At 40.4% G+C, this 10,745-nt stretch carries 12 protein-coding genes; 3 read left to right on the top strand and 9 right to left on the bottom strand.

What is annotated here, in order from left to right; all coding sequences use genetic code 11:
- Positions 1-155, top strand: a 155-nt coding sequence (locus VB694_RS09380) for a Txe/YoeB family addiction module toxin (RefSeq protein WP_323360049.1), incomplete at its 5' end; no start/stop codon positions are given.
- Between the two features lie 298 nt (positions 156-453).
- Here the strand turns inward: VB694_RS09380 and VB694_RS09375 are convergent.
- A complete protein-coding gene (locus VB694_RS09375) occupies positions 454-708 on the bottom strand; it encodes a hypothetical protein (RefSeq protein ID WP_323360042.1) in 255 nt (84 codons plus the stop codon).
- A gap of 35 nt (positions 709-743) precedes the next feature.
- Positions 744-962, bottom strand: coding sequence for a hypothetical protein (locus VB694_RS09370; protein WP_323360041.1), 219 nt, complete (start codon positions 960-962; stop codon positions 744-746).
- Positions 963-991: 29 nt separating this feature from the next.
- Between VB694_RS09370 and VB694_RS09365 the strand changes: the two genes are divergently transcribed.
- Positions 992-1,249, top strand: coding sequence for an AbrB/MazE/SpoVT family DNA-binding domain-containing protein (locus tag VB694_RS09365; RefSeq protein ID WP_323360040.1), 258 nt, complete (start codon positions 992-994; stop codon positions 1,247-1,249).
- Positions 1,243-1,680 (top strand): type II toxin-antitoxin system VapC family toxin, encoded by a 438-nt coding sequence (locus VB694_RS09360; protein ID WP_323360039.1) that lies wholly within the window; start codon positions 1,243-1,245, stop codon positions 1,678-1,680. The genes VB694_RS09365 and VB694_RS09360 overlap by 7 nt, the downstream gene beginning before the upstream one ends.
- Positions 1,681-1,918: 238 nt before the next feature.
- On the opposite strand, the gene recG is transcribed toward VB694_RS09360, so the two are convergent.
- From recG to VB694_RS09325, 7 genes are all read right to left on the bottom strand, one after another.
- Positions 1,919-4,408 (bottom strand): ATP-dependent DNA helicase RecG, encoded by a 2,490-nt coding sequence (gene recG / locus VB694_RS09355; RefSeq protein WP_323360038.1) that lies wholly within the window; start codon positions 4,406-4,408, stop codon positions 1,919-1,921.
- A gap of 139 nt (positions 4,409-4,547) precedes the next feature.
- Positions 4,548-5,414, bottom strand: a complete 867-nt coding sequence (locus VB694_RS09350; RefSeq protein ID WP_323360037.1) for a hypothetical protein — start codon at positions 5,412-5,414, stop codon at positions 4,548-4,550.
- 250 nt (positions 5,415-5,664) lie between these two features.
- The gene (tsf, locus tag VB694_RS09345) at positions 5,665-6,606 is read right to left on the bottom strand and encodes a translation elongation factor Ts (RefSeq protein ID WP_323360036.1); all 942 of its coding nucleotides are present in this window, start codon (positions 6,604-6,606) and stop codon (positions 5,665-5,667) included.
- Positions 6,607-6,744: 138 nt separating this feature from the next.
- A complete protein-coding gene (gene rpsB / locus VB694_RS09340; protein WP_323360035.1) occupies positions 6,745-7,536 on the bottom strand; it encodes a 30S ribosomal protein S2 in 792 nt (263 codons plus the stop codon).
- Between the two features lie 183 nt (positions 7,537-7,719).
- The gene (locus VB694_RS09335; RefSeq protein ID WP_323360034.1) at positions 7,720-7,959 is read right to left on the bottom strand and encodes a 2Fe-2S iron-sulfur cluster-binding protein; all 240 of its coding nucleotides are present in this window, start codon (positions 7,957-7,959) and stop codon (positions 7,720-7,722) included.
- A gap of 570 nt (positions 7,960-8,529) precedes the next feature.
- On the bottom strand, positions 8,530-10,029 hold the full coding sequence (cobQ, locus tag VB694_RS09330; protein WP_323360033.1) for a cobyric acid synthase CobQ: 1,500 nt from the start codon (positions 10,027-10,029) through the stop codon (positions 8,530-8,532).
- A 175-nt stretch (positions 10,030-10,204) separates the two neighbouring features.
- Positions 10,205-10,609: an Npun_F0494 family protein gene (locus VB694_RS09325; protein ID WP_323360032.1), complete on the bottom strand. Its 405-nt coding sequence runs from the start codon at positions 10,607-10,609 to the stop codon at positions 10,205-10,207.
- Positions 10,610-10,745: the final 136 nt, after the last annotated feature.

Genomic DNA, 10,745 nt, shown 5'->3' with positions numbered 1-10,745 from the left:
TACAACATAATCCATTTGAAGGTACAGGACAACCTGAAGCACTAAAACACGATCTATCTGGCTGCTGGTCACGACGGATCGATCAAGAACATCGTCTGGTTTATGAAGTCTTAGAAGATAAAATCAGAATTCTTGCTTGTCGGTTTCACTACTGAAAATTGCTTTTGAGAATGTGGGGTGTGCGATAGCGAAGTGCTGTTGCAAGCAGTCCGCTTTTTTGGGATATGAGGAGGTGCGATAGCGAAGCGCTCCGTAGGAATCACCTTTCTATTGGGATGCTGGGATAGCGATAGCGAAACGCTCCGTAGGAATTGCTGTTTGGGGATGTGGAAGGGCGATGCTAAACCCTTACAAATTATGGTAAAAAAGTTCGATAAAATCAAGGTAATTCCTCAATCTAAAAATGTCCTATAATCCACAAATTTACCATTAGTTCCATGTAATACCCAATCACTAGCTCGCTTGATTACCTCGAATTAAATAGCGAACTTCCTCAAGTATAAGATTAAATCTCTGATCGCTTTCAGCCTGTCTTTCTTTTATTAATTCCATATTTTGTTGATTTTGAGCAGCCAATTGTAACAAAGTTTGAGCAGTTATTCTTAAACCATCTATACCATCTTTAACCTCAGTCATACTTTCTCTTAATTCACTTACACTTGATGCTAATTCATCAAGCATTTCGTCATTCCAGCGTTCTATAGTCATAGTATATTCCTAATTATAAACTCAATTCATATTTCCTATTTTACCATACAATAACTTGCTTTGAGATTAGGAGAGATCGCTTTTCTGTAGTTGGGAATGATGGGATAGCGATCGCTTATCTGTTGGGGATGTTGGGAGGTGCGATAGCGTTCGCGTAGCGTCTCGAAGAGATAGCTGACCGAAGGTATCGCTTTTGGGGATATGGGAGAGCGATAGCGAAGTGCTGCTGCAAGCAGTTCGCTGCTATAATACAAACAGTTACTATTTTTTGGTAAAAAACATTATGGAATTAGTCACCTTAAATCAATCAGGATATCTGCAAATTCCTGAAATTATTAGACAACAGTTAGGTTTAAATAATGAATCAAAACTATCTTTAGAAGTTCAAGATGGAAAACTAATTTTAAACCCTATCAAAGAAGAACCATCACTTTACTACGAAGGTCATGTATTAGTTTCTGATGTAGAATTATTAGCAGATGCTAATACAATAATTGAAGAACTCAAAAATGAAAGAATAAATCAAGTAATTCCATGGTAAAAATATTATTTGATACATCTGTTTTAGTCGCCGCTATTTTAGTTAAACATCCTCAGCATTTTCCTTGTTGGTCATGGCTAGAAAAGGTAAAAACATCACAAATAGAAGGATTTATTGTCACTCATACCTTAGCCGAATTATTCTCAGTTATATCTTCTTTTCCATCTCAACCTCGTTTTTCACCTCAAATCACTCAGAGGCTTATTCAAGAAAATCTAAAAGAATTTCAGATTATTTCTTTAACTGAAGATGATTATTATAAAGCTATAGAAAATATGGTCAATTTAGGTTTTACCGGAGGAGCAATTTATGATAGTTTAATCGCTTATTCTGCTCTAAAAATAGAAGCGGAGAAGATATTAACTCTTAATGCGAAACATTTTCTCCGTCTTGGCGATTCCATTGCTGAATTAGTAGAAGTTCCATCATAGAAATAGCAGGTTTAAACTCAAAATTCACAATATCTAGCTATAGTAAATTATAGAGATGCGATAGCGAAGCACTCCGTAGGAATCGCACTTGGGTGAGATAAGCAGAGATCGCATAGCTGATGACTATAACTATTCTTCTTTAGCTAAAATCTGTGAAATATCCCGTGCAGCATGAATTAACCTCACAATTTCAATATACTGATCCCCTTTTCGGGGTTATGGGATGCAATCACTGTTATTACGTCAAAATCGCCCCACCCATTAACCGCGCATACCTATACTGCAACTCATCCTTCATCAACGGCCAACGCTCTAAACTTGCATCCGTATCAATTACCTTCTCTGCTGCTTGTCGCGCTAACAGCAAAACATCCTCATCTTCCACCAAACTAGCTAAGGTAAAATCAGCTACCCCAGATTGACGAGTTCCCATCACTTGTCCAGGCCCACGAAAACGCATATCCATTTCCGAGATAAAAAACCCATCCTGGGACTGTTCCAACACCTTCAAGCGTTGTTGAGCATCCGCACTTCTAGAACTACTCATTAATAAACAATAAGACTGCGCCGCACCCCGACCTACACGACCCCTTAATTGATGTAACTGTGATAAACCAAATCTTTCCGCGTGTTCAATTAACATTACTGTAGCATTTGGTACGTCTACACCCACTTCCACCACAGTCGTAGAAACTAAAATCTGCGTTTCATTATCACGGAATTTGGTAATAGCTTCATCTTTTTCTGCTGAAGTCATGCGTCCATGCAATAACCCAACTTGAAAATCAGGAAAAACGCTTTCTTTTAACTTTTGATGTTCATCAACAGCAGAACGCAAATCTAATTTTTCTGATTCTTCCACCAAAGGTAAAACCACATAAATTTGTCTACCCTGGGCAACTTCTCGCCGCATTAAATCATAAGCTTTTGGTCGTTGCTGACCAGTTAACAAAGTAGTTTGAATTTGTTGTCTTCCTGGTGGTAATTCATCAATTTGACTAACATCTAAATCACCATGTACTGTTAATGCCAAAGTTCGAGGGATAGGAGTTGCAGTCATAGTTAACACATGAGGTTGTTCGCCTTTTTGTTGTAACTTCGCCCTTTGTTCTACCCCAAAACGGTGCTGTTCATCAATAACAACTAAACCCAAACTTTGAAAATTGACTTTATCTTGAATTAAAGCATGAGTTCCTACTAATAAAGGTAACTCACCCGTTTCTAACTGAGCATGAATTTCTCGTCTTTTCGCTATTTTTGTTGAACCTGTTAATAATTCAACAGGCAAATGTAGCAAGTTAAACCAACTAACTAATTTACGATAATGTTGTTCTGCTAATACTTCAGTGGGAGCCATCAAAGCCGCTTGATAACCGGATTGAATAGCGGCTAAAATAGCAACTACAGCAACGACAGTTTTACCTGAACCTACATCACCTTGAACTAACCGATTCATTGGTGCGGGTTTTTGTAAGTCGTTAAGGATTTCGTTGATAACTCTTTGTTGAGCGCCAGTAAATTTAAAAGGGAGAATTTTGTTAAATTTTTCTAATAACTCACCTTTCGGTGCAAGGACAGCACTAGTTTGAATTGCTTTAGCTTTTTTCTGACGTTGCAATAAACCAACTTGCAGATAGAAAAATTCATCAAATACCAAACGCCGACGGGCAATTTTCAAAGTATCACTATCTTTAGGAAAATGAATATTAGGAATTGCATCTTTCAATTCCATTAAATCATATTTTTTCCGCAACCCACTGGGCAAAGGATCTTTCAAATGAGCCACCGCAGGTAAAGCCGCAATTACAGCTTGTCTGACCGTATTTGCCACCACTCCCTCAGTTAAACCATAAATCGGCACAACCCGGCCAATGGTCAGAGAATCAATGGCATCCCCTGGATTTGCTAACACTTCCAATTCTGGATTATCCAAAGTTAAACCATATTTACCACCTTTTACCAACCCACAAGCCGCCAGCATACTACCCACAGCATAGCGGCGTTTTAAACTTTCCTGCCAACCACGACTACTAAACCGCGCCCCAGCATAAAAACGGCTAACTTTAATTTGCCCTGTATTATCTTTGAGCAGCAGTTCTAAAATTGATAACTTCTTATTTTTAGGACTAGTAAAATAATTAACACGTTTCACAGTTGCTATGATAGTTACTGTTTCACCTCCCTGCAATTCTTGAATATTCACTTGACGTGCATAATCAATATGATCACGAGGATAATAAAACAGCAAATCACGCACAGTCAGTAAATCCAACCGCGCTAAATTCTCAGCTTTTTTAATGCCAATTTCTGGCAAATCACTGAGTTTTTGCTCAATTTTTGGAGCTAGTTTTTTACTTACTTCTGCAACAATTGGGGTTGTGAGATTTATGGTTTTGCTTGGATATATTTTCCTCTGTTCCTCTCCTCCTTTGCTCCTCTGCTCCCCCTGCTCTAGTTCTTGTTGCAATTGGTAGAGATATCTTCTAACTTCTGCTACTAAATTTTGTCTTGCTTCCACTTCCAAATTTGGATAACTGGCAAATTGCATTGCTATTTCATGCCAGCGAGAACGTTCTTTGGGGGGCAAAGCTTGAGGAAATTTCCCAAAGGTCAAACTGAGAAATTCACTGAAGCGGTACTGTTTACCTACCAAATCTGTAAAGCCAGATTCGGCCTCTACTGCCAAAGCTTTATGCAATCTTATCCAATCAGGAATGTCATTAGTCATTAGTCATTATTTATGAGTCATTGGTCAGTTGTCATTATTCATTGGTCATTGAGCTATTTATCTCCCCTGCTCCCCTGCTCCCCTGCCACTCTTGACTCTTTGCTGCTGTCACCTGTCACCTGTCACCTGTCACCTACAATTAGTCCTCAAACCAACTGGCACGCCAAGCAGCTTCAGCTTCCGCCACTTTTAATTCTCGTTGCTTTTTTTGATACTCTCTTCCCAGCTTATTTAGCTGCAATAAAATATTACGAATTTGCTTGCGTCCTGACAAGAGTGAGGTATCAGCAAATTCAATATCTCCTAGTCGCAAGTTAAGGGTTATCAGCTGTGTCAAGCTAGAATCTTCTGATTTTTGATCATTACTGATTTCAATGACTAAATTTAATAGGTTGGGGGGACCCGGTATCACCTCTGTTGAAGCTTCTGAAGCTGCCGCTGCTGCTGCTAAAATTGGCTCTGGTAATTTTTTAGGTAAAAGTCCAGCTTTTTGAATTAAAGAATTAGCATCATGAGATACTTTTTTTAGTGTATCCTGAATTCCCTCCTCTAAATCCTGATGCCATTGTGCCAGTTCCATGGGGTTGGAAGGATCTAAATATTTTTGATTGTTGGTTTTTGATTGTTGATTGTTTTCACTTTCGTCTATTTCCTCCAGTTGCTCAAGTTCCTCAAGCTCCTGAGTTACCTCTGGTTGCTCTGTTTCCTCTGTTTGTTCAGTTTCTCCGCCCTGAATATAAACCAGCAACTGTTCAGCGCCTTTTTGTCCTAATTTGCGAATACTTTGTTGTAATTTTTGCCGCTGATTCAGTGATAAGTTGAGAAATTTCTCAGCATATCCCTGAGTACAAAGGTGATAAACTGCCAAAATCAACTGTTTTTGTAAGGCTTCTCCCAGAATATTTAAATAACTAACATAATTGCTATGGAGTTCTGTGGCGATCGCTCTAATCGCTTCTTTTAAAGATACAATGTCTCGTTCTATTCGCTCAATTGATCTGGCCATATCTTCTCCTTTTTCTGCACCTGAATTTTATTTTGATACAAATGTAAAATTTGTAGTGAAAATAATCATCCAGATCATCTAGAGTTTTAGATTACTTCGGGTAACTGCCAATAAAATACAGGTCAGCAAAGTTTGCTAGACCTGTTATTTTACAAATATCAGTGATCAGTTATCAGTTTTATCTTTGGGTAAAATACCATAAAGTATCATAACTGTCTACTGTGTACGGATTTAATCAGGAATTACTAAATTACTTAGCACCCATTTGAGCCGCTACTTCGTCAGCAAAGCTAATTTCTTGTTTTTCAATGCCTTCACCGAGTATATAGCGCACAAAGCGATTTACCTGGATCTCTTCACCTACTTTAGATTTAACTTGCTTCACCAAGTCTTCTACAGAAATACTCTGATCACGGATGTAAGGTTGATCCAGCAAAGTCATTTCTTTAAGACGTTTGTCAATCCGTCCTTGAACAATCTTTTCTTTAATGTTCTCTGGTTTGCTCCCCAAGTCATCCTTGCCCATTTCGATGTCTTTTTCTTTTTTGACAACTTCGGCTGGAATTTGGTCTATGGTGACATACTCGACATTAGGACAAGCTGCAACTTGCATAGCTGCATTTTTAGCCAAGCCTTTGAACTCATCATTCCCAGCAGCAGAGTCTGTTTGAGTATTGAGTTCCAGCAATACACCCACTCTGCCACCAGTATGAATGTAGCTGTCTACTACTCCTGCTGTGTTACCAAGAGAAAAGTTGACAAAGCGTCGCACGAGGATGTTTTCACCCAAGGTAGCAATGGTTTCTTTGATGAATTCATCTACTGTCTTGCTGGCATCATTCATATAGGTTTGAGCCAGCAAAGACTCAACGCTATCAGCAGTTGCTGCTTGTTGTGCCAAGCTCTTCACTAAGGATTTGAAAGCTTCGTTACGGGCAACAAAGTCTGTTTGGCAGTTGACTTCTATCAGTACACCTACTTGGCCACCGGGCTGAATGTAGGTGTCTACTAGACCTTCTGCGGCGATGCGATCGCTTTTTTTACCTGCTGAAGCAATACCTTTTTTCCGTAACCAGTCTATGGCTTCGTCAATATTGCCATCAGTTTCTTTCAGCGCCTTTTTGCAGTCCATCATGCCGGCACCGGTTTTTTGGCGTAGCTCTTGGACGAGTTTTGCAGATATTTCCGCCATGTTGCCTCAATTCCGTTTCAAGTTCAAGTTTCAGGTTTCAATTACTTTAATCAGTAATTGTCACGACAGGATTTACAGGAGTTATGACTCTCAGGGTCAAGCAATTTGCTTAACCCCCAGTAAATTCTCCCTTCTTAATTATTCTTTATCGTCGTCGGAAAGGGATGAATCACTATACTCAGTTTCGTCGTAGTCGTAATCTCCCTCAGCACCTTCGTAATCTTCGTAATCCCCTTCCGCTTCTAACTGACCGTGACGGCCTTCATAAATAGCATCTGCTAATTTGCCCACAATCAATTTAATCGATCTGATTGCGTCATCATTGGCAGGAATGGGGATATCTACTACATCTGGGTCACAGTTTGTATCCAACATAGACACAATAGGAATACCCAACTTTTCGCATTCTTGAACTGCGTTATACTCGCGTTTTTGGTCAACAATCACCACTACATCGGGTACTTTCCGCATATTCTTGATGCCGCCCAAGTATTTTTGTAGCTTTGTCATTTCCCGACGTAGCATTGACGCTTCTTTCTTGGGCAATAAATCCAGTGCGCCGTTTTCTTCCCGACGTTCTAAATCTTTCAGACGATCCGCTCTGGTTTTAATGGTAGCCCAATTGGTGAGCATTCCACCCAACCAACGTTGGTTAATGTAGTGAGAACCACAACGAGTAGCTTCTTGAGCAATAATCCCTGCGGCTTGGCGCTTTGTACCCACAAACAGAAATTTCTTTCCTTGTTCTGCTTGGGTCCGCATATAGTTGTAAGCATCATCCATCAAATGGGCAGTCTGCACCAAGTCGATGATATGTACACCATTACGGGAAGTGTAGATGTAAGGAGACATCTTGGGGTTCCAACGTCGGGTTTGATGCCCAAAGTGAACGCCTGACTCCATCATTTGAGCCAATGAAACAACTGGCATATTTTGTAACTCCTATTCGGGTTAAACCTCCACCCAGGTGCATTTCTTCGTGAAGAAACACCCGAATTCCTGGATGTGCGGATTTTAGACAACTATACTAGGGTAGCACAGATATGTTTATTTTCTAGATTCAGCTAGATTTTTTTAAGGGTGACAATTAAAAACCTTGATGATAAATAATTATTACCAAGTCGGATCACTAAAAAGATGTATGGTTAATTCTTCTTTTCCAGGAGGAACAGGTGTAATACAAGCGCGGATGATTTCCCCATCATCTAGTTCGACTGTGCAAGCGTGACAAGTTCCCATGAGACAACCAGTAGGAATTGATACCCCTGCTCTATCTGCTATATCTAACAGGGATTCTCCTACTTCGGCCTGAATGGTGACATCATCTGGTAAAAAGCGGATGTTAATAGTCATTGGTCATTAAGTAGATTGGCGTTGAAAATTGTCGTTATGGCAAGGCAAGAGGCAAAAGGGAAGAGACTTTCAGGGATTTTACATTTTTGTACTTGCTTGGTTTTTTCGATCCGACTTCCTTAGTTGTTTATAAAAAAATCGAGCGAGCTAAAACCATCGAGATAAAGTATCGGAGCAAGGCGTAGATATTTTATCGTGCTTTAGAAGATGGATGTAGGGGAGCGGCTTGCCCCTTTAGGGGCAGTTATACTACAATAGCTTTAACAGGAATGGTAAACAACCTGTATAAAAACCTAACTGCCTAACGGCAATCTGTACCTTGACAATTGAAGATATGGGGTTCTATTCCATAGTTCTAGTTCCTACCCAGGAATAGGTAAAATCTTCATGGGGTCTAGACGACACAGAATTTAAACTCAAACAAAACTTGGAGTAATTCAACTACCTTCGGGCAGGGGGAAAGTAACGCTTAGGGAGAGAACCACCTCTGGATTAGACACCGCAAGGGATCTAAGCTAAGTGGACTCGTTGAACTAAGAATCTGCGCTCCTTTAGGACGCAGAGTGTCAACTAAGACAAAAAAGGCCTTAAATCTAAATGAGCTTCAATTTCGGTAGCTAAAGATTCTAAAATCTGCTCTCGCTGATCTCGATAGTTAGCAACACCTGTGGGTAAAGATTTTAAACCGCGTTGCTGACGCAGACGGTTTAACCAAGCACGTCTCCAAGGTCCGTTATCAAACAGCCCGTGCAGATAAGTACCCCAAACAGATTGACAATTATCTACTAATCCTAAATTAACATCGTCAAACAGAGGTTGACAGATAGATTTATCTGTTGGTTGTTCTAGACGCGATAGCGAATCGCTGTTGTAAGTAGATCGCCCTTGGTGAATTTCAAATCCATTTACAGGTAAACCCATTTGTGGATAATTAGAAGTAACTTGGCGCTGACGGGCTATTTTTTGTCCTGTAATCACAGTTTTCATGGGGAAGAGATTTAACCCTTGATACCTACCAGCTTGTCCCTCAATTCCTTCTGGATCAGCTACCATTTGGCCTAACATTTGAAAACCACCACAGATGCCTAAAACCGTTCCCCCAGAGGCTGCATAATGTTGAATTGCTTCCGCCATACCAGTTTTTTGCAGTAGGATTAAATCAGCAATTGTGGTTTTTGTCCCTGGAATAATTACAGCGTCAGGGTGTCCTAAATCTTGCTTAGGACTCAGGTATTTTACTGAAACTGTTGGTTCTGATTCTAATGGGTCAAAGTCGGTAAAATTTGCAATTCTTGGTAAGCGAATCACAGCAATATTCAGTTCTGCTTGGGCTTTAAGGGGTTTACGTTCTAGTAGGTCTAGAGAATCTTCCGCTGGAAATACTTGTTCTAAGTAGGGAATAACACCAACCACAGGAATACCAGTGCGTTCTTCTAGCCATTTAATTCCTGGTTCGAGGATGGAACGTAGTCCCCGGAATTTGTTAATTACTACCCCTTTAATTAAGGCGCGTTCGTCGGGTTCTAATAATTCTAAAGTTCCAACTACGTGAGCAAAAGCACCTCCCCTATCAATATCAACTACTAATAATGTGGGTGCATTCAAATGTTTTGCCACCCGCATATTAGTTAAATCCCGGTGCTTGAGGTTAATTTCGGCTGGACTACCCGCACCTTCACAAACAATGAAATCAAATTCCGATTCTAAATGTTTTAGAGATTCTTGAATTGTTCGCCAACCCAGTTCAAAATACTGCTCATAGTAATCTGTAGCACTAACTTTACCTACGGGTTTACCTTTGAGGATGACTTGAGAAGTCATATCACCTTGGGGTTTAAGTAAAATTGGGTTCATTTCCACCAAAGGAGCTACTCCCGCAGACCAGGCTTGCACTGCTTGAGCGTAGCCTATTTCCCCACCACTGGCGGTAACATAGGCATTTAAAGCCATATTTTGACCTTTAAATGGAGTTACTCGCCAGCCACGCCGCGAAAGGATGCGACATAGGGCTGTGGTGATCAGTGATTTACCCGCATGGGATGTTGTTCCCACTACCATAATTGATTTCATAAAGTTACTGCTGTGTTTTCTGAGCGGTGCTGCAATTTCTGAGTTAAGGGTTTGTAATCTGCTAATCTGCCCATCAAACTTGAAAAAGAGCAGATCAAAGACTAGGTTAAAGATTATTGTTTCCTTAACCTCGTTTTCACTTTGACTTGCTTATCCTAAGTTGTCAATTTTTGATCTAAAAGGGTAGTCGCAACCAACGAGTGATGGCATTATTGAAGCGATCGCCCCATGAGGGACTATTCCAGCTTGTATCTAGGAATTTTTCTACCAATTGATGACCGAGAGGTGTGAGACGAAAACCGTCTGTTATCCCCTGTCCATCGACTTCTCGCCGTAATACTCCCACTTCTATTAACCAATCAAAAGCGTTATCACAGGCTAATTCTGACAAAGGGCGTTTGGTGTAACCTTGTTTGACACCTTTTTCTGAGGCGATCGCACTTACGGAAACACTCTGGTTCCGCATGGCTATAAATAAACTGAGGTGGAAAGGTGAGCAAATCAGCGATCGCTCGGCTCTTAAGAGTGTAGTTTGAGTATATACAAAGGGTTTGAGGTTTGAGGAATCAACACTAGGCATAGGTTTGGACTGGGGACTGGGGATTGGGGATTGGGGATTGGGGATAAAAATTAATTCTGACTTCTTGAACTCCTGATTCCTGTACGGGTGTATACATGACTGGGCTGGAAGCATCAGGGCGAAGCATTCGGTCTAA

The organism is Anabaena sp. UHCC 0451, from assembly GCF_034931405.1.
GTDB lineage: Bacteria > Cyanobacteriota > Cyanobacteriia > Cyanobacteriales > Nostocaceae > RDYJ01.
This window is presented reverse-complemented; position numbering and strand designations above follow the sequence as displayed.

Bases quoted from the DNA above. Each gene is read 5' to 3' on its own strand.
- recG (WP_323360038.1), bottom strand. From the start codon at position 4,408: ATGACTAATGACATTCCTGATTGGATAAGATTGCATAAAGCTTTGGCA.
- VB694_RS09365 (WP_323360040.1), top strand. From the start codon at position 992: ATGGAATTAGTCACCTTAAATCAATCAGGATATCTGCAAATTCCTGAA.
- rpsB (WP_323360035.1), bottom strand. From the start codon at position 7,536: ATGCCAGTTGTTTCATTGGCTCAAATGATGGAGTCAGGCGTTCACTTT.
- cobQ (WP_323360033.1), bottom strand. From the start codon at position 10,029: ATGAAATCAATTATGGTAGTGGGAACAACATCCCATGCGGGTAAATCA.
- VB694_RS09375 (WP_323360042.1), bottom strand. From the start codon at position 708: ATGACTATAGAACGCTGGAATGACGAAATGCTTGATGAATTAGCATCA.
- tsf (WP_323360036.1), bottom strand. From the start codon at position 6,606: ATGGCGGAAATATCTGCAAAACTCGTCCAAGAGCTACGCCAAAAAACC.
- VB694_RS09325 (WP_323360032.1), bottom strand. From the start codon at position 10,609: ATGCCTAGTGTTGATTCCTCAAACCTCAAACCCTTTGTATATACTCAA.
- VB694_RS09350 (WP_323360037.1), bottom strand. From the start codon at position 5,414: ATGGCCAGATCAATTGAGCGAATAGAACGAGACATTGTATCTTTAAAA.
- VB694_RS09335 (WP_323360034.1), bottom strand. From the start codon at position 7,959: ATGACTATTAACATCCGCTTTTTACCAGATGATGTCACCATTCAGGCC.
- VB694_RS09360 (WP_323360039.1), top strand. From the start codon at position 1,243: ATGGTAAAAATATTATTTGATACATCTGTTTTAGTCGCCGCTATTTTA.